Origin of the sequence: Paraburkholderia sp. J10-1, assembly GCF_905220165.1 — a bacterium.
Classification (GTDB): Bacteria; Pseudomonadota; Gammaproteobacteria; order Burkholderiales; family Burkholderiaceae; genus Paraburkholderia.
Map to the genome: position 1 here is coordinate 94,794 of NZ_CAJMYW010000007.1, position 18,581 is coordinate 113,374.

At 66.0% G+C, this 18,581-nt stretch carries 15 protein-coding genes; 6 read left to right on the forward strand and 9 right to left on the reverse strand.

The annotated features are described in order from the left end of the window. Positions 1-47 precede the first annotated feature (47 nt). Positions 48-959, reverse strand: a complete 912-nt coding sequence (locus U5A65_RS22080; RefSeq protein ID WP_321947397.1) for a shikimate dehydrogenase — start codon at positions 957-959, stop codon at positions 48-50. Next, positions 956-1,411 carry a type II 3-dehydroquinate dehydratase gene (gene aroQ, locus U5A65_RS22085; RefSeq protein ID WP_321937268.1) on the reverse strand — a complete coding sequence of 152 codons (456 nt, stop codon included), beginning with the start codon at positions 1,409-1,411 and terminating at the stop codon, positions 956-958. Before aroQ ends, U5A65_RS22080 begins: the two co-directional genes overlap by 4 nt. Before the next feature lie 306 nt (positions 1,412-1,717). Here aroQ and U5A65_RS22090 point away from each other — a divergent pair, with 306 nt between their 5' ends. The 3 genes from U5A65_RS22090 (at position 1,718) to U5A65_RS22100 (ending at position 6,413) form a co-directional block, all read left to right on the forward strand. Then, entirely contained in the window at positions 1,718-3,634 is a 1,917-nt protein-coding gene (locus U5A65_RS22090; protein ID WP_321947664.1) for a bifunctional sugar phosphate isomerase/epimerase/4-hydroxyphenylpyruvate dioxygenase family protein, read from the forward strand. Positions 3,635-3,754: 120 nt separating this feature from the next. Next, positions 3,755-4,933, forward strand: coding sequence for a porin (locus tag U5A65_RS22095; protein ID WP_321937266.1), 1,179 nt, complete (start codon positions 3,755-3,757; stop codon positions 4,931-4,933). Between the two features lie 124 nt (positions 4,934-5,057). After that, complete coding sequence (locus tag U5A65_RS22100; RefSeq protein ID WP_321947398.1) at positions 5,058-6,413, forward strand: PucR family transcriptional regulator; 1,356 nt, start codon at positions 5,058-5,060, stop codon at positions 6,411-6,413. A gap of 37 nt (positions 6,414-6,450) precedes the next feature. Here the strand turns inward: U5A65_RS22100 and U5A65_RS22105 are convergent, their stop codons facing one another. Next, a complete protein-coding gene (locus U5A65_RS22105; protein WP_321947401.1) occupies positions 6,451-8,058 on the reverse strand; it encodes an AMP-binding protein in 1,608 nt (535 codons plus the stop codon). Between the two features lie 323 nt (positions 8,059-8,381). Here U5A65_RS22105 and U5A65_RS22110 point away from each other — a divergent pair, with 323 nt between their 5' ends. Next, a complete protein-coding gene (locus U5A65_RS22110; protein WP_321915522.1) occupies positions 8,382-9,965 on the forward strand; it encodes an inorganic phosphate transporter in 1,584 nt (527 codons plus the stop codon). Here the strand turns inward: U5A65_RS22110 and aliA are convergent. From aliA to badH, 4 genes are read right to left on the reverse strand one after another with little or no spacing between them, the layout of a single operon-like run. Continuing rightward, a complete protein-coding gene (gene aliA / locus U5A65_RS22115) occupies positions 9,901-11,619 on the reverse strand; it encodes a cyclohexanecarboxylate-CoA ligase (protein ID WP_321947403.1) in 1,719 nt (572 codons plus the stop codon). The genes U5A65_RS22110 and aliA overlap by 65 nt on opposite strands. Before the next feature lie 46 nt (positions 11,620-11,665). Then, positions 11,666-12,817 carry a cyclohexanecarboxyl-CoA dehydrogenase gene (gene aliB, locus U5A65_RS22120; protein WP_321947405.1) on the reverse strand — a complete coding sequence of 384 codons (1,152 nt, stop codon included), beginning with the start codon at positions 12,815-12,817 and terminating at the stop codon, positions 11,666-11,668. A 57-nt stretch (positions 12,818-12,874) separates the two neighbouring features. Then, positions 12,875-13,657 carry a 2-ketocyclohexanecarboxyl-CoA hydrolase gene (badI, locus tag U5A65_RS22125; RefSeq protein ID WP_321915519.1) on the reverse strand — a complete coding sequence of 261 codons (783 nt, stop codon included), beginning with the start codon at positions 13,655-13,657 and terminating at the stop codon, positions 12,875-12,877. Between the two features lie 50 nt (positions 13,658-13,707). Beyond that, positions 13,708-14,475, reverse strand: a complete 768-nt coding sequence (gene badH / locus U5A65_RS22130; RefSeq protein WP_321947408.1) for a 2-hydroxycyclohexanecarboxyl-CoA dehydrogenase — start codon at positions 14,473-14,475, stop codon at positions 13,708-13,710. 229 nt (positions 14,476-14,704) lie between these two features. Here badH and U5A65_RS22135 point away from each other — a divergent pair, with 229 nt between their 5' ends. Together U5A65_RS22135 and U5A65_RS22140 are read left to right on the forward strand one after the other, a co-directional pair. After that, a complete protein-coding gene (locus U5A65_RS22135) occupies positions 14,705-15,130 on the forward strand; it encodes a MarR family transcriptional regulator (protein WP_321915605.1) in 426 nt (141 codons plus the stop codon). Between the two features lie 45 nt (positions 15,131-15,175). Beyond that, complete coding sequence (locus tag U5A65_RS22140) at positions 15,176-15,517, forward strand: DHCW motif cupin fold protein (protein WP_321937257.1); 342 nt, start codon at positions 15,176-15,178, stop codon at positions 15,515-15,517. Positions 15,518-15,538: 21 nt separating this feature from the next. Here U5A65_RS22140 and U5A65_RS22145 read toward each other — a convergent pair whose 3' ends face one another. Continuing rightward, positions 15,539-16,666, reverse strand: a complete 1,128-nt coding sequence (locus tag U5A65_RS22145; RefSeq protein WP_321947410.1) for a J domain-containing protein — start codon at positions 16,664-16,666, stop codon at positions 15,539-15,541. A gap of 118 nt (positions 16,667-16,784) precedes the next feature. Beyond that, positions 16,785-18,575, reverse strand: coding sequence for a cobaltochelatase CobT-related protein (locus U5A65_RS22150; protein ID WP_321947412.1), 1,791 nt, complete (start codon positions 18,573-18,575; stop codon positions 16,785-16,787). Positions 18,576-18,581 lie beyond the last annotated feature (6 nt).

The window sequence follows — 18,581 nt, forward strand, 5'->3', positions numbered from 1 at the left end:
GCGCCCCGTGGATACGGGTGGTGCCATGTCTCTCTCCAAACTGTTTGTTATGCGCCGGCGTTGGCCGCCAGCATGGATTGCAGATGCGCATACATGCGTTCCGCGTCGGGCTCGACGCCCGTGAACAGCCGGAACGCATCCACTGCCTGGTACACCGCCATGCCGCCGCCGCTGAGCGTGCGGCAGCCGCGCGCGTCAGCCGCTTCGAGCAACGCCGTGCGGATCGGGAAATAGACGATGTCGGCCACCCACAGCCGCTCGTGCAGATATTCCGCGGGCAACGGCATGCCGGGCAGCTTCGCCATGCCGGTGGGCGTGGCGTGGATGAGACCCGTGGCATGCTGGAGCACGTCGCGCAAGTCGCCGCCCGCGCTTACGCGGGCCGCCGGGAAGCGCGCCTGCAGTTCGCTGGCGAGCGATTCGGCGCGCGATGCATCCACGTCGAACAGCGTGAGCGCCTGAGCGCCCATCTGCAGCGCTGCGTGCGCGACCGCCGCGCCCGCGCCGCCTGCGCCCAGTTGCACCACCGCTTCGAGCGAGACATCGGGCAGGCCGCGCTGGAACGCGCGCGCGAAACCCGACCAGTCAGTGTTGTGGCCGATGCGCTTGCCGTCGCGGAACAACACCGTGTTCACAGCGCCAAGCGCGCGGGCGTCGTCGGAGAGTTCGTCGAGCAGTTCGATCACGGCCTGCTTGCACGGATACGTGATGTTCAGGCCGTCGAAACCCATGCGCTCGGCGGCGAGCAACAACTCGGGGAGCGCGGCGGGCGTGAGCTTCAGTGCTTCGAGGTCGATGCGCCGGTACACATAGTTGAAGCCGAGTTCGCGGCCTTCCTGCTCCTGCATTGCGGGCGTGAGCGAGCCGCTAATGCCGGAGCCGATCAGCCCGCAGAGAAATGAATGGGCGGTTGCACGCGCGCCCAGCGCGTTCGTTTTGCCTGAGTTCTGCGCGCTCATTTCGCCACCTTTTTCGCGAGCAGCGCGGCCATGCGCTCCAGCGCGAGCACATACCCCTGCGTGCCACAGCCGACGATGATCGCCTCTGCGATCGGCGAAACGAAGGAATGGTGCCGGAACGCCTCGCGCTTGTGCACGTTCGAAATATGGACCTCGATCACGGGCTTGGCGATCGCGGAAAGCGCATCCGCGATCGCCACCGACGTATGCGTATAAGCCGCCGGATTGATCACAATGCCGTCTACGCGCGTACGCGCTTCATGAATCCAGTCGATCAACTGATGCTCGGCATTCGACTGGCGAAAATCGATCTCGATCCCAAGACGCCCCGCCGCGTCGCGGCACAGGTTGGCAACGTCATCTAACGTTTCAGCGCCGTAGATCGCGGGCTCCCGCGTTCCCAGCAGATTCAGGTTCGGCCCGTTCAGGACCAGTACCGAAGGCATTCCCATTACACACACTCCAGAACAACTTGACGACCGGCGCGGCGCATACTGAGGAACCGACGCATGCTTCACCGCATGGTCGCAAGTGTGCCGCGAAGCGGTCCAGCGGTCACCTGGGGTTTGCCAGAATTTGTACTAACTAGTTAGTTTGGCGTATCCTTCGGACACTCCAGCGGCAAGTGTGCCTGCGGTGCGCCAGTGAGTTAAACGCCCGCCCCACGCCGCCGCGCCGGACCCTTGTTCAACACCGCAGTTGCAGTCAGCCCGTTCGCCATGCCCATGTCCAAGCCGCTCCACACCCCCTCTCGCGCGCTGCGCCGCTCGATCGCCACGGTGTCGATCAGCGGCACGCTCGCCGAAAAGCTCGCCGCCATCCGCGCCGCGGGTTTCGATGCCGTCGAGATCTTCGAAAACGATCTGCTCTATTTCGAAGGCTCACCCGCCGACGTGCGCCGCATGGCTGGCGATCTCGGCCTCGATATCGTGCTGTACCAGCCGTTCCGCGATTTCGAGGGCGTCGCGCCCGAACGCCTCACACGCAACATCGAACGCGTGAAGCGCAAGTTCGACGTGATGCACCAACTGGGCACCGATCGTTTGCTGGTGTGCAGCAACGTCTCGCCCGAAACGATCTGCGACGACGGCCTCGCCGCCGAGCAACTCGGCGCGCTCGCGCAAGCCGCCGGTGAGGCGGGCGTGACGATCTGCTATGAAGCGCTCGCGTGGGGGCGCCACGTGCGCACCTATGGCCACGCGTGGCGGCTCGTCAACACGGTGAATCACGCGAACCTCACGCTCGCGCTGGACAGCTTCCACACGCTTTCTCTCGACGACACGCCCGACGGTATCGCCGCGATTCCGGGCGAACGTATCGGCTTCGTGCAGATCGCCGATGCGCCGAGAATGCAGATGGACGTGCTCGAATGGAGCCGGCACTATCGTTGCTTCCCGGGCCAGGGCGACTTCGCGCTTGCGGATTTCACGGCGCAGGTGGTGAAAAGCGGCTATACGGGCCCGCTCTCGCTCGAAATCTTCAACGACGGCTTTCGCGGTGCGCCGCCCGCCGCCACGGCCGCCGACGGTCATCGCTCGCTGCTGCTGCTCGAATCGCTCACGCGCGAGACGCTGCAAGCGGAGCATGTCGAAGCGAGCGCGCTCTACCATCCGAGCGCCGCGCCCGCGCACGCGCAGTGGCAGTTCCTCGAATTCGCCGTGGACGACACGGCGCGCGCGCACGTGGCGAACTGGCTCGAAACGCTGCATTTCCGCCGCGCGGGCCAGCATCGCTCGAAGGATGTGACGCTCTATCAGCACGGCTCGGCCGCCATCGTGCTGAACGCCGAACCCGACTCGTTCGCCGACGCCTTTTTCCAGCGTCATGGGCTCTCGCTGTGCGCATCGGCGTTTCGCGTGGACGATGCACGCCAGGCGCTCGAACGCGCCGCGGGTTTCGGCTACCAGCCGTTCTCGGGCCGCGTGGGTCCGAACGAGCGCGTGGTGCCCGCCGTCCAGGGGCCGGACGGCAGTCTTAACTATTTCGTTAACGAGGAGCCGGGTCAGCCCACGCTCTTCGAAGCCGATTTCGCGCTCACCGATATCGATGGCCCGGTCGAGGTAGGCCCGATCTCGGGCATCGATCATGTGAGCCTTTCGCTGCCGGCCGGCTCGTTCGACTCCTGGGTGTTGTTCCTGAAGTCGGTGTTCGGGCTCGAAGCTACGCCCGCCGTGCTGCTGCCCGATCCGTATGGGCTCGTGCGCAGCCGCGCGCTCATGAGCCGCGACCGCGGGCTGCGCGTCGTGCTCAACGCCTCGGTGGACCAGCACACGGCCGCGGCGGAAACCGTGCGCGCCTACCACGGCACGGGCCTGAACCATGTGGCGTTCAACACGGGCGACATCTTCCGCGCGGTGACCGAGTTCGAGGCGGCCGGCGTGCCGCTCCTGCGCGTGCCGGCAAATTACTACGACGATCTCGACGCGCGCCACGCCCTCGACCCCGAGTTTCTCGACGCGCTGCGCGAGCACAACCTGCTCTACGACCGCGACGAACGCGGCGGCGAGTTCCTGCACGCCTACACGGAAACGCTCGACCAGCGCTTCTTCCTGGAGATCGTGGAGCGGCGCGGCGGCTACGACGGCTACGGCGCGCCCAACGCCGCTGTGCGCCTCGCGGCGCAAGCGCGCCAGCGTGCGCTTGCCGCAAAGGGGGCGCACGAACTGCAAGATTGATGTACACGCAGTCGATTTAGTCACTTCCCGCAGCAGTACGCACGCCGCATCGACCTGAAAATCGGGCGGCGTAGCAAAGAAAACAATAAGCAGTCCAAATCTCACCGGAGACACACGACGATGAAGAAAGCAGGCCTTGGTCTTGGTACGCTTGTCGCGACTGGCGCAGCCCTTGTGGCGAGCCCCGCATTTTCGCAAAGCAGCGTCACACTCTACGGCGCCGTCGACGACGCCATCACTTACGTCAACAACCAGAACGGTCACTCGAACGTCTATCTGCGCCAGGGCAACCTGTATGCGTCGAAGTTCGGCTTGCAGGGCAAGGAGGATCTCGGCGGCGGCACGTTCGCGATCTTCGACCTGCAAAACGGCTTCGACCTCAACAGCGGCGCCCTTTCGTCGAGCGGACTGATCTTCAATCGCCAGGCCTACGTCGGCCTGCAAAACCAGAATCTGGGCACGTTCACGGCCGGCCGCCAGTACACGCCGTATTACCTGTTCGTCGGCCCGCTCACGGGTAGCGCCTGGCTCACCGGCGCGACCGGCGCGCACCCCGGCGACATCGACGGTCTCGACACGACCGTGCGCATCAACAATTCGGCCACCTACACCTCGCCGACCTTTTACGGCGTGCAGGCAAGCGCCATGTACGCGCTCGGCGGCATTGCGGGCAGCACCGGCAAGGGTCAGACGTGGAGCGCCGCGCTGCGCTATTCCGCCGGCCCGTTGAGCCTCGCGGCAGCCATCCTGCGCATGGACAACGCGCAGCTGACGAGCGGCTTCGACAGCTCGTCCACCGGCAGCTTCGGCAAGTCCTCACTGAACACGGGCTATGTCTCCGCAAGCGCGGTCCAGCACATCGCGGCGGCCGGCAACTACACGATCGGCAACCTGATCGTCGGCGCCTCGTATTCGAACGTTCAGTACATCGCGGGCGGCAAGTCGATCTTCCACGACACGGCCATCTTCAACACCTGGGCGGCGCTCGCGGTGTATCGCTTCACGCCGGCCTTCGACGTGGGCGGCGGCTTCGCTTACACGCTCGCTTCGCAGGCCAACGGCATCACGAGCGCGGCGCGCTACCAGCAATACTCACTCAAGGAGGCATACCACCTCTCGAAGCGCACCACGCTCTACGCCCTGCAGGCCTACCAGCACGCGGGCGGCCAGACGCTCGGCGCGAACGGCGCGGGCAACATCGTCAACGCGAGCCCGGCCGTGGGCGACTCGCAGAACGCCACGCCCTCGTCCACGCGCTCGCAGTTCGTCGGCATGGCGGGTATCGCGCTGTTGTTCTGATCGGTTAGCGGGGGCCGTTCGGATGGCTCCCGGTTCCCCCTCAACCCCTCGACGCAGCGGCACGGCGCTGAGTACACTCGCGGGTATCGCCTCAACGAATCCGCGCGAATCTCGCGAACTCACCGTGCCGCCCCTCGTTCCCGCCATCAGCCCACGCCTGCGCAGCAAGCTGCGCACGCTCGCCAAAACCCAGCCCAAGGCCGTTCAGCGCACCTACGACACGCTGCTCTCGCTCGAAGGCTATAGCACGCTCTCAGCGGCGGCGCGCAAGGATATCTTCTCCTCGATCGCGTTTTCCGCGGGCCTATGGTTCCAGTGCCTGCTCGACGGCACGCAGCCCTCCGCCGAAGTCATGGACCAGACTGCGGCGTTCGCGCGCCGCCGCGTGCACCAGAATGTGCCGCTGCGCTCGCTGCTGCGCGCGTTTCGTCTCGGCGCGCGCGAGCTTTGGCGCACCTGCACGGAGCTTGCCGAAGCGGACCCGGCGCTCGCGCACGAGTTGCTGTTCGATATTTCGCCTTATCTGCTCGATTACTTCGATGCAATGGCCGAGCACATTGCCGAAGCCTATCTCGACGAGCAGCACCAGCAGGCGCGCTGGCGCGGTTCGCTGCTGCAGCAGCTCTACGACCTCGTGTTCCACGCCCCGGACGACGCCGCGCGCTTTCGCGAGACCGTCGAGGCACTCGGTCTCGACGCCACGCTGCCTCGCATTGCGCTCGCCGTCGATCTGGACTTGCGCGACCACGCACCCTCGGTGCGCGAGGATGCGCTCGATCGTTTCGCGCTCAGCGCCGCGCGTCACTTCGAACTGAAGCCCGACGCGCTCGTGCGCGTGTGGCATCGCGAGCGGCTGGTGTTCTGGCTGCCGTGCGTGCGCGGCGATTCGATGACGCGCAACGATCAGCGCGCGGCCGAGCACGCGGCCGCGCTCTCGCGTGCCGAGCCGCGCGTGCGCAGCATCGGCATCGGGCTCATGAATGAAGGGGCGCGCGGCTGGGCGGCCTCGGTGGAAGAAGCGCTGAAGGCCGTGGACTTCGCGCCGCGCGGCAGCAGCGCGAATGACGACAACGACACTGGCGACGAATTCGGCAACGTCCTTTGCGTGCACCGCTTTTCGTCTATCGCCATCGAGGAGAGTGTGCGCAGCAGCGCCAACGTTCTGCGCTACCTCGTTTCGCTGGCCGAGCAACTGGCGACGGAAGCGGACCTGCTCGCCACGCTCGAAGCGTGGTTCGCAAGCGGCCAGCGCCGCAGGCAGACGGCTGAAACGTTAGGTGTGCATCCGAATACGCTCGATTACCGGCTTGAGCGTATTGAAACGCTGCTGGGCGCGAAGCTCGACGACGCGCAATGGATTGCCAGGCTCGATATCGCGCTCAAGCTGCGTTCAGCGACGCAGGGTTCGGAGCGCGATGGAAAAAAGAAGGCGAAGAAGGGACGATTGGCGGTGAAGAAGGCGAAGAGCGCGGCGAGCTGAATGACGCGGCGCGCTCCTTTCGTGCTACTCACACGTTTCACGCCGCCGCGTCGCGCAACTCCCGCCGCAAGATCTTCCCTACCGTCGACTTCGGCAGCGCCTCCACGAAGCTCACCACACGCGGCACCTTGTACGCCGCGAGTTGCGCGCGGCAATGCGCGATCACTGCTTCCTCGCTCAGCACCGCTTCACGCGCGGGCACCACGAACACACGTACGGCCTCGCCGCTTCGCTCGTCGGCCACGCCCACGCACGCGCATTCGGCCACGCCCGGCATTGCAGTCACGACCGCCTCGATTTCATTCGGATACACGTTGAACCCCGAGACGAGGATCATGTCCTTCGAGCGATCGACGATGCGCAGGAAGCCTTGCGCGTCGAACACGCCCACGTCGCCGGTGCGAAAGTAGCCGTCGTCGGTGAATGCAGCGCGCGTAGCCTCGGGCTGGTTCCAGTAGCCCTGCATCACCTGGGGGCCTTTCGCGCAAATCTCGCCAGGCTCTCCCGGCGCTGCCTCGACGCCGTCGTTCATCAGCTTGACGTCGGTGGATGGCACCGGCAGCCCCGTCGTGCCCGTGAAGCGGTCGACGCTCCCTGGGTTGAACGACACCACGGGGCTCGTCTCCGAAAGCCCATAGCCTTCGCGGATGAACCCGCCGGTAATCGCCTGCCAGCGCTCGGAAACGGTGGAAATGACCGCCGCGCCGCCGCCGCCCGCGAGCCGCAGCCGCGAAAAATCGACCTCGCCAATGCGCGGATGCGCAACGAGCCCCGCATAGAGCGTATTCACGCCCATGAAGCTCGTGGGCCGCGCGGCCTTGAACACGTCGATCAGGCCATCGAGATTGCGCGCATTCGCAACGAGCCAGTTCTGCGCGCCAATCGAGAAGTAGACGATGAGATTCACCGTCAGCGCGAAGATGTGATAAAGCGGCAGCGCCGTCACGACGACTTCTTCGCCTGGGTTCATGAAGCCCGGCATGAAAGTCTTGAACTGCTCGACATTGGCGACGAGGTTGCGATGCGTGAGCAGCGCGCCCTTGGAAAGCCCGGTCGTGCCGCCCGTGTATTGCAGGAAGAGCGCGTCGTCGCCGCACAGCGTGGGGGCTTCGAACGGCAAGGTTGCACCTTGCGCGAGCGCCGCGGCGAACGAGCCGGGCTGCGGTTCGCGCTCGCTGCCCGCGCAATCGCTTGCGGCCACGCTCAACACGGTTTGCACGGCCGTATTCGCCTTGATCGCCTCGAAAGTCGGCAGCGCGCCGTCGAACACCACGAGCGTTTGCGCGCCGGAATCTACGAGCTGATGCTGAAGCTCGCGCGGCGTATAGAGCGGATTCACATTCACCTGCACCGCTCCGGCACGCACGATGCCGATCAGCGCAATGGGGAAAGCGAGCAGGTTTGGCAACATCACGGCGACGCGGTCGCCCTTCTTCACGCCCGCGTGCTGCAAGTACGCCGCGAAATTGCGCGAGAGACGATCGACGTCGGCGTAGCTGAGCGTGGCATCTCCCGCGCGCAATGCCGGCCGGTGCGCGTGTTCGCGCATCGCTTCGTCGAACATGTGCGCGAGCGACGGATGCAGATCGGGATTGATAGTAGCGGGAATCTCGCCGTAGCTGGCGAGCCAGGGGGCTTTCGACACGTTCGTCTCCATGAATTCGGATCGCGGCTTGTTTGCAGGGTGCCGCGTTTCATGCCCATGCTACGGACTTGCCCGCGCCTGGAGAACTGGGAAAGCAGATAACGTGATTGTGAAAAGTCACAAAAACGCTCACAGAGGCGCCCCGTGCCTGCGGGTGCGACGCCACGTCCGTGTCTGATCTTTGTCAATTGTGCGACACTGCACCGTCTCGTCCGAATCGCCGTTCTGGCGTGCCGGCGCGGCATCGCGCCACGCGCGTTTGCTAACACGCATACGCTGCGTCGAGGCGCTTCCCGAAGCGGATTGACCAGAGCATCGCTTTCATGCCGGACATACCCTTGTCCCCCTCCCGCGCGCCAAGCGCACGCCGCCGCGGCATCGGCGTCGCCGTATTTCTCGCCATCATCGCGGCCGGAGCGATCTATGTCATCGATCATCTCGTCGTCGATTTGCGCGCCGTTCGCGAGAGTTCGGCGCTGCCCTTCGTCCTGCTCGGGCTCGCGCTCATCATCGCGCTCGGCTTCGAATTCGTGAACGGCTTTCACGACACCGCCAACGCCGTCGCCACCGTCATCTATACGAACTCACTCGACCCGCATCTCGCCGTGGTCTGGTCGGGCGCGTGGAATTTCATCGGCGTGCTCGTTTCGAGCGGCGCCGTCGCGTTCGGCATCCTGCAACTGCTGCCGGTGGAGCTCATCCTTCAGGTGGGCAGCGGTGCGGGCTTCGCCATGGTGTTCGCACTCCTGATCGCTGCCATCGTCTGGAATCTCGGCACGTGGTATTTCGGGCTGCCTTCATCCAGTTCGCATACGCTCGTGGGCTCGATCATCGGCGTGGGCATCATGAACCAGTTCATCAGCGGGCCGTCCGGCACGAGCGGCGTGGACTGGGACCAGGCGCTGGGCGTAGGCAAGGCGCTGCTGTTCTCGCCCGTGGCCGGCTTTGTCCTGGCCGCGCTGCTGCTCCTCGTGCTCAAGCTGCTCGTGCGCGTGCCCGCGCTGTATGCCGAGCCCAAGTCCAACCAGCCGCCGCCGCTCTGGATCCGCACGCTGCTCATCCTCACCTGCACCGGCGTTTCGTTCGCCCACGGGTCAAACGACGGCCAGAAAGGCATGGGCCTCATCATGTTGATCCTGATCGGCGTCGTGCCTACGGCCTATGCGCTCAACAAGGCCGTCACGCCCGAGGAAACCGCGGCGTTCGTGGTCGTGGCGCGTGAGGCGTCCGCCACGCTCGGCCGCTACGCTAACGGCGCGCCGCCCGACAACGCCCGCGCCGAGGTCGAAGCGTTCGTGCGCACACGCAAGCTCACGCCCGCCACGCTGCCCGCGCTGCGCCAGCTCACCGACACCATCGGCGACCAGGTGGCGCTGTCCGGCTCGATGGCGACGGTGCCCGACACAATCGTCGACAACGTGCGCAACAACATGTATGTCGCGAGCGAAGCAATCCGGCTGATGCAGAAGGCGAAGGCGCCGCCGATGTCACCCGCTGACGCCAGGGTGCTCGAAACCTTCCGCCAGCAGATGGACCACTCGACCAAGTTCATTCCAACATGGGTGAAGGTGGCCGTGGCCGTGGCGCTCGGTCTCGGCACGATGGTGGGCTGGAAGCGCATTGTCGTGACCGTTGGCGAGAAGATCGGCAAGCAGCATCTCACCTATGGTCAGGGCGCCTCGGCGGAGGCCGTGGCCATGATCACCATAGGCATGGCCGACGTCTACGGAATGCCGGTGTCGACCACGCACGTGCTCGCCTCGGGCGTAGCGGGCACGATGGCCGCGAACGGCTCGGGCCTGCAGTGGGGGACCGTGCGCAATCTCGTGCTTGCGTGGGTGCTCACGTTGCCGGCTTCCATTGCGCTGGCTGCGGGTCTTTACTGGATGTTCCGGCAGTTTCTCTGACGTCGGCTTCACGCAGCATTTCGCGCAAACGGAACTTTTGCACCTTGCCTGCGGGCGTGGTCGGCATGGCATCGAGCAGCAATAGCCGTTCGGGCAAATACTGCACGGCGACCTTGTGCGACTTGAGGAATGCGACGAGCGAGGGCAGATCGACAGCCGCGCCAGGCCGCGCCACCACCACGGCGCACGCGCGCTCGCCCAGCCGCTCGTCCGCATACGCGACGATCGCCACTTGTGCAACGGCCGGATGGCGGTAGAGCAGCGACTCGATCTCGACCACGGGAATGTTCTCGCCGCCGCGAATGATCACGTCCTTGCTGCGCCCGCTGATACGGATATAGCCGCGCTCGTCGACAATCGCGAGGTCGCCGGTGTCGAACCAGCCTTCGGCATCTGTAGCGTTCAGGTGCGCGCGCTTGAGGTAGCCGCCGAAACCCGAGCATGCGCGCACAAAAAGCCGGCCCGCTACGTTCGGCGGCAACGCGCGGTCGCTCTCGTCCACGACCTTCACTTCCACGCCAGGCAGCGGCACGCCGTCGGTCGTGGATGCGCGTTCATCGTCGTCGTCCAGACCGGTGAGCGTCACCGCACCGAGTTCCGTCATGCCCCACGCGGAGACGATCTTCGCCCCCAGCGCCAGGCTCGCGCGCTCGACCAGTGCACCAGGTATCGGCGCGCCCGCGCACAAGAACGTGCGCAGCGTCGGCGCACGCGTTCCCGCCGTGATAGCCGCGTTTGCGAGATCTCCGAGGAACGCCGTGGAAGCCATCGTGAACGTCGCTCGCTCCTGTGCGATCAGCGCGAGCGCTGCCTCCGGCTGCCATACGTCCTGCAGGATGGCGCTCGCCCGCAATGCAATCGGCATCATCAGGCCGTACATGAAGCCGGTTTGATGCGCCATCGGCGAAGCCATCAGCACGGCGTCGTCGTGACCGAGACGCATGGCCTGCGCATAAGGCATGATGTTCGAAAACAGCGTGTTCGCCGTGTGCATCACCCCCTTGGGCTCGCCCGTCGTGCCGGAGGTGTAAAGCAGTTGCGTCACGTCGTCGGGGCCAGGGCGATTACGCGTGAGGATGGCTTCGGCGTCGCTCGCCTCTTCCCAGCGCGGGCCGCTCAGAAGCGCTTCGAAGCTGTGCCGTGCAGGCTCTCCTCGATCCGTTGCACCCACAACCACTACGTGCTGCAAGGCCGGTAACTCAGGCTGCAGCGCGTGCAGCATCGCCTCGTAATCGAAGCCTCGATAGCGCTGCGGCACGATCATCACCCGGCTTGCGCCATGCTTGAGCATGAACGACAGCTCGCGCTCGCGAAAGATCGGCATGAGCGGATTGAGCACTGCGCCGATGCGCGAGCACGCCAGATAGAGCAGCGTGAACTGCCAGCAATTGGGCAGTTGCATGGAGACCACGTCGCCCTTCGTGACGCCAAGCCGCACTAGACCCACGGCAATGCGATCCGCCATGCGCGCCATCTGCGCGTAGGTGAAGCGCGTGGTCTCCCCATCTTCGATTCGCACGGCAGTCAGCGCGATCTTCGCCGGACATACGGCCACACAGGCGTCCAGTTCGTCGTTGATGGTGCGCCCGGGCCACCAGCGCCGTGCCTCCTCCCGCGCGCGGCGCGGCCCGATCAGTACCGCGTCGAACTCCATGTACTGCCTCCCGTGGCGTTAAAGGGAACGTCGCAGGCGGCGCGCATCATGCCGGCACCGCGTCGCGGCCCGCGTTCGAGCGCGCGATGATGGTCTTCATGATCTGCGCCGTGCCGTCGCCGATCTGGAAGCCCAGCACGTCGCGCAGACGCTGTTCGAGCGGCCCGCGGTCGTAGCCGCCGTGCCCGAACGAAAGCAGGCATTGGTGCACGACGTCATAGGCGAGCTTCGGCCCCCACCACTTGCACATGGCGGCCTCAGCCGTGTGGGGCAAACCGCGGTCCTTGAGCCACAGCGTTTGCAGGCACAACAGGCGCGCAGCCTCCACCTGGGTTGCGTATTCGGCAAGCGGATGCGAAACGCCCTGGAACGCAGAAAGCGGCTTGCCGAAAGCTTCGCGCTGCGCAACGTACGCCCAGGTTTCCTCGAGGCTCACGTTCGCCACGGCGAGCACCTGCAGGCCAATGAGCGCCCGCGAAAAGTCGAAACCCTGCATGACCTGCACAAAGCCCTTGCCCTCATCACCCAGCAGATGATCCACCGGCACGCGTACGTTCTCGAAGAAGATCGAGCCGCGCCCAATCGCGCGCTGCCCGTGACAGTCGAAGCGGTTGCGCGTGACGCCCGGCAGATCCATCGGCACGAGAATGGCCGACACGCCGCGCGCGCCGTCTTCCACGCTGCCGGTGCGCGCGAACACCACGGCGGCGTCGGCCTGGTCGGCGGCGGAAATCGAGGTTTTCTCGCCGTTGAGGACGTAGTGGTCGCCCACGCGCTCCATCTTCAGGCGCAGGTTCGCGGCATCCGAGCCGCCGCGCGGCTCCGTGAGCGCGATGGCGAGCAGCGCGCGGCCCTGCGTGAGCCGCTCGAGCCACGGGCGGGCAATTTCGGGCGCGGCGTGCTTCGCGAGAATCTGCCCGTTGAGCGAGGCAAGCAGGTTGATGTACGAGAGGCTCAGGTCGGCCCGCGCAATCTCTTCGTGGATCACACCCGCGGCGAGACACCCCAGGCCCTGGCCGCCATACTGCTCGGGCAATTCCGGCGCGATGAAGCCCATTTCGCCCATTTCGCGCATGAGGCCGCGATCGAGCACGCGCGTAGCGTCGCGTTCGATGAAGCCGGGCGCCACGCGTCCCTGCGCGAAGCGCCGTGCGTGCTCGCCCAGCGCGGCGAGGTCTTCGTCGATATACGGATTCATGGTGTCTCCCGGAAGCAGCTAATTCGATTCGCAATCCTGATCGTCATGAAGACGCCTTTATTTGACGTACTTGCGGAACTCGGGCTTGCGCTTTTCCTGGAATGCACGCACGCCCTCGCGCGATTCTTCCGTGTCGTAGTAGAGCTTCAGTGCGTACATGCCCATGCCCGCAATGCCAGCCTGATGCGCCGTGTCCATATTGAACGAGCGCTTGGCGATCGCAATCGCTGTGGGGCTCTTTTCCATGATCTCGTCGCACCACTTCTGCACTTCCGCGTCGAGCTGATCGTGCGGCACGACCGCATTCACGAGGCCCATGGCCAGCGCTTCGGCAGCGGGATAGCGGCGGCACAGATACCAGATTTCACGCGCCTTTTTCTCGCCCACCACGCGTGCGAGGAACGCAGTGCCGTAGCCCGGATCGACCGAGCCGACCTTCGGGCCCACCTGTCCGAACACGGCCTTCTCCGAAGCAATGGTGAAATCGCAGATCGTGCACAGCACGTTGCCGCCGCCCACCGCATAGCCCTGCACGCGGGCGATCACGGGTTTGGGGACGTCGCGAATCACGGCATGCAGTTCCTCCATCGGCAGGCCGATCGTGCCGCGGCCGTCGTACTGCCCCGAGTGCGCGGACTGGTCGCCGCCCGTGCAGAACGCCTTGTCGCCCGCGCCGGCCAGGACGATCGCACCGATCTCTCGGTCGTAGCCCGCCTTGTTGATCGCGTGAATCAGTTCGTCGCAGGTGCGGCCGCGAAACGCGTTCATCTTCTCGGGCCGGTTGATGGTGATCCATGCCGCGCCGTTGCGCACTTCGTAAAGAATGTCTTCGTAGTTCATGATCGATGTCTTTGCTGATTCGTAGTCGATAGAGAGAGCGTTCGCCGGCATCAGCCCGCCATGGTCAGACCGCCCGATACGCTCAGCACCTGTCCCGTGATGTAGTTCGCGTCGTCGCTCGCAAAGAACACGATCGCGCCGGGCAAATCCTCAGGCTGGCCAATGCGGCCGAGCGGAATGGAACGCTGGAACGCTTCGAGCAGCTTGTCGGGGTTGCCCGCGCCTTCCTTGTATTCGGCGAAGAGCGCGGTGTCGGTCGGACCGGGGCACACCACGTTCACGGTGATGCCGTGGCGCGCATGCTCACGCGCGATGGTCTTCGAAAACGCCACGAGGCCGCCCTTGCATGCCGCATAGACCGCTTCGCCCGACGAACCCACACGCGCGGCGTCCGAGGCGATGTTGATAATGCGCCCGCGCTTGCGCTCGACCATGGCGGGCAGCACCGCGTGATGCATGTGCAGCGCACCCGTGAGATTGATGGCGATGAGCTTTTCCCACTGCTCGGGTTCGGTCTTCGTGAACGGGCGGAACACGTCCCAGCCCGCGTTGTTCACGAGCACATCCACGGGGCCGAGCTGCGCTTGCACTTGCTGGAGCGCCGCATCCACTTCCTCGCGATTCGTGATGTCGCAACGCAGCGCCAGCGCCTCGCCGCCTTTTTCGCGAATCTCCTCCGCTACCTTCAGCGCCGCTTCGAACGACAGATCCAGCACCGCCACACGCGCGCCCTCGGCGGCAAAGCGCCGGCAGGTCGCCCCGCCGATGCCGCCCCCGCCGCCCGTCACCACGACCGTCTTGCCTTCGAGTTTTCGCACCGCGATCCTCCATTCGGTTGAGCAGTACCATAGACGCCTTCGAAGCCAGCCCTCTTTGAGCCCCGCATCGAATTACGTCAATATGTTGACGTATACTAGGTAACACCCAGATCGAAGACAAGCGCGGAAGCACCAGGAGAAACCCTTGCCAAAAACATCACAAATTCAGAATTCGAGCCGCTTCGATCTTGCCAACCGGCTGTTCTTCCGGCTCTATCAATGCGCAAACATGTTGCACAAAACCGGTACGCGCGCCGTGGAGGCCGAGGGCTTGACCACGCAGCAATGGGCTGTGCTCGGCGCGCTTTCGCGCAAGGAGGCTCAACCCGGCATGAGCGTGGGCGACCTCGCGCGATACTTGATGGTGAGCCGCCAGAATCTCTCGGGCCTGATCAGCCGGATGGAACGCGACGGTCATGTGACGACCCAGGCGGATGCGCGCGACCGCCGCTCGCGCCTCGTCTGCATGACCGGGCCGGGACGCAAGCTATGGGTTGCGCAGGCCACGCCGAAAATCGAGGCGTACTACGAAGCCGTGCTGGACAATTTTTCGTCCGACGACATGACGCACACGCTGCACTATCTGCTGAAGCTGCTCGACAACATGAAGCGCGTGGACGAACGGGAGCGCGCGGCGGACGACGACGAAACGTGAGCCTGCTCCGCTACAATCAGACGACACGCGCAAGGAGAAAACCACATGAAAATGGATGCATTTCGCTTTGGCACCACCGACTGGTCCAGCGTCGAGCCCACGCAACACAAAGGGGAAACGGGCATGGCCAGCTGGCGCACGCGCTTTTTCGGCGACGAAGCCAACCCGATCCGCGTGCGCATGGTCGAATACTCGCCTGGCTACCTCGCGGATCACTGGTGCAAGAAGGGGCACATTCTGTTCTGCCTCGAAGGCGAACTCGAAACGACGCTCGACGACGGGCGCAAGTTCGTCCTCACGCCCGGCATGAGCTATCAGGTGGGGGACAACGCCGAGGCGCACCAGTCGTACACGCGCACGGGCGCGAAGCTTTTCGTCGTCGATTGAAGGCGGCCGGTGTGCGCCGCTTCAGCGCGGCGCGCCGAGATCGGCGTCGAGCCGCTTGCGCAGGTCGCGCACCACACGTGCGGCCGGCACGAGCCACCACGTGGGAGCCGCCACGGAGAAGTCATACGCGAGCGCCGTTTGCGCGGCGCCAGTCGTGTGCGCCCGGCACCGGAACGCCACCACCTGGCGGCGCGTGCCGGTTTGCGAGCCAGGCGAGAAACGCATGACCGCGCGCAGCGCGAATTGCGTATCGTCGGGCGCGGCGTCGTACGATTCGATGCTCCACTCGGCACCGTAGTGCGCCTCGTGACGCAACGCCGCGCTCACGCGGCGGCGCGTTTCGTCGCCGGGCAGCGCCACGGGGTGCTCGCACCCGGCACGCCCCGCGCGGTACAGCGTGCGCTGCGACCAGCCCCAGCCGAACGTGAGCACCACGCCGCCCGCCACGAGCGCCCAACGCAGAACATGGGCAAGCCAGCGGCCAAGCTCGAAGCGCGCGATGGGCGCGAGCAGCAAGCCCACGATCCAATGCGCGATCACGAAGATCACAATGCACGCGAACACGCTCGCGGCGAGCGTCAGCAGCCAGCCTCGCGAAGGGTCGTCGAGTTTCGCAAACAGGAAATCGCGCACACCTGAACGCGCCTGCACGTCAACGGCTTGAGGCTCGGCTGCACCCTGAGGCTCGCCTGGCTGCCCAGCATCCGCTTCGTCGCGCATTGCCGTGAGTTCGCCGTGCAGCGAGTCGCGTTCGGTGCGCATGCGCTGGATCTCGTCGAGGGTTCGCGTGCGTTCGGCGCGCAGCCCGTCCAGCTCGGCACGCACGCGTTCGCGCTGTGCCAGCAGTGCCTGCATCTGCGCGTGCAACTCTTCAGCCTGCGCGACGCTCAGCGCGGCGCGGCTCACCGGCGGCGCGTGATGCACGGACCAGTAGGCCTCAAGCAACTCGCGCGCCTCCTTGACGCGCTTGAACTGGTCGTCGGCCCAGCGCATCGAAGCGGCCGTGGGGTGCCGCCATTTGTCGGGATGCAGGATCTGCGCGAGATGGCGATAGTGATGCTTGATGTCCGCCTCGCTCGCCCCAGGCTCCAGATCGAGCCGGTAGTAGAGGCGGTCGTAATCCACGGGTCGGTAATCGCGGCCTGGCATGACCTGTCAGTGTTCGTCAGTGGATGGGTGGGCAGGCAGGCGCAACGCCTGCCTGTTCAAATTAGCGCAATGCGCCCGGTCCGGCAAGGAAAGCGCCGCCGCCCGCGCCTGCACGGTTTCAGTGCGGCCGCCCCGCCAGCAGGCGGCTTAGCGTCGCGAACGCGGTGGCCGGCAGTTCGTGCAGCTTGCGCACGACCACGGCGTTCGGATAAAACGCCTCAACGGCGTCGTCCAGTATGCCGATGCCGACCAGCTCGATGCCCTGCTCCGTCACCGCCTGCACGCGCGCGAGCAGGTCGGTGCGCAACACCGCCGGGTCGCCGTCACTCGTTGAAGGATAGCCGTCCGAGAGCACGAAAAGCAGCCGCCTGCGCGCCCTGCGCTGCGCGAGCCGCGCCGCCGCCCAGGCGAGCGCTTCGCCGTCGGGGTTCTCGTGGCCGCACTCGATGGCCGCGAGCCCGCTCAAGTCGCGTGAATCGAAGCGCTTGAACACACGCAGATCCAGCCGCTCGACGAAGCGGTTATAGACCCGCAGATTGGCGCCGGCCGCGCGTTCACGCTCATAGCGCGCGCGCATTGCCGGCGCTTCGATCGAGCTGTAGCCGAGCACTTCCGAATCGAAAGCGAGTTGCGTGAGCGCATCGGCGAGTGCCGCCGCGCACAGGCGCGCCAGTTCGATCTTGCGGCCCGCCATCGAGCCGCTCAGGTCCAGCAGCAGCGTGACCACCGTGTCGCGGCCGCTTGCGTGGCGCGCCACGCGAAACGGCGTGCGGTAGCCGCGCGAGGCAGCGAGACGCGCGAGCGCGGCGCGGTCGATCTCGCCGCGCTCCTGCTCGCGCTTCCAGTGCGTGAGTTCGTCGGCCTTGAGCACGCGCTCTAGCTGGGCCTTGAGCGCGCCGGTTTCCGCGCGCGCCAAGGCGCGCAGCTTGCGCCAGGCGGTGGCGTCACCGCGGCCCGTGAGGTCGGTGACGACGTCGAATTCGGTGGTCAGCGGGATCGACAGGCGTGGGCGCATGTGCGCGGGGCCGCGATTGCCGGCGGCGGCGTGCGGCGCGTCCGCCTCGGAAAGCGATGCACCGGCAGCGGAATCGGACTCCGCGCTCGCGCGCGCCGAAGCGCCGCCGTCACGCTCGCGGGCGTCCTCTGGCTGCGCCGCGCCGCCCGGCGGTTCGACTTCGTCTGGCGCACCGAATTCATCCATCGCCTGCGCGAGCCCGGCCGCTTCATCGTCGAGGCCTTCGGCCGGCCCCGCCGTCTGCATCATGTTGTTCGCGCCGCGCGATGCGAGCGAACGCACACCCGCCACGATCGCCGCGGCTGCACGCAGGCTCGCCTGCGTCGACTGGCTCGCGCGGGCCGCGTCGAGCGGAGCGTCGATCGCGCGCAGCGCGGCGGCGAGCGCTGCGGCGTCGCGCTCCAGCACGCCCGGCGCTTCGCCCCACAGCGTGCGCTCGATCGCCCAAGCCAGGCGCTCGCGCCATGCCAGTTTTGGCCAGCGCCGCGCGATGTCATCGCTGCGCTGCACGCGCCAGCTTTGCGCGTAGCGTCGCGCGCCAGGGAACGTTCGCGCGAGCTGCGCGAGCACGCGACGGTCCTCGATCGCCTGCGCAATACGCCCCGTCACGCCGGCTTGCGGCGTGTCGAGACGCGCCGCCTGGCTGTAGCGATGGCGCGCCGCCAGCAAGTCGAGCGCGCCGAGCAGTGCCGCTTCATTTGCGGCTTCATTCGCGCCTTCGCTCACGAGGCGCGCGGGCAGCACGAAGCGTTCGCCTTCCACACGCGGCTCGCCCGCGCCGAACGTCACGCTCACGCGCGTGTCGCCGGTCAGCACGCGCGCAAGACGCCCGAGCGCGCCCTCGGGATCGGCGCCCGCCGTCAAGCCTTCCGTTTCGTCCCGCAAGCTGGACACAAACGC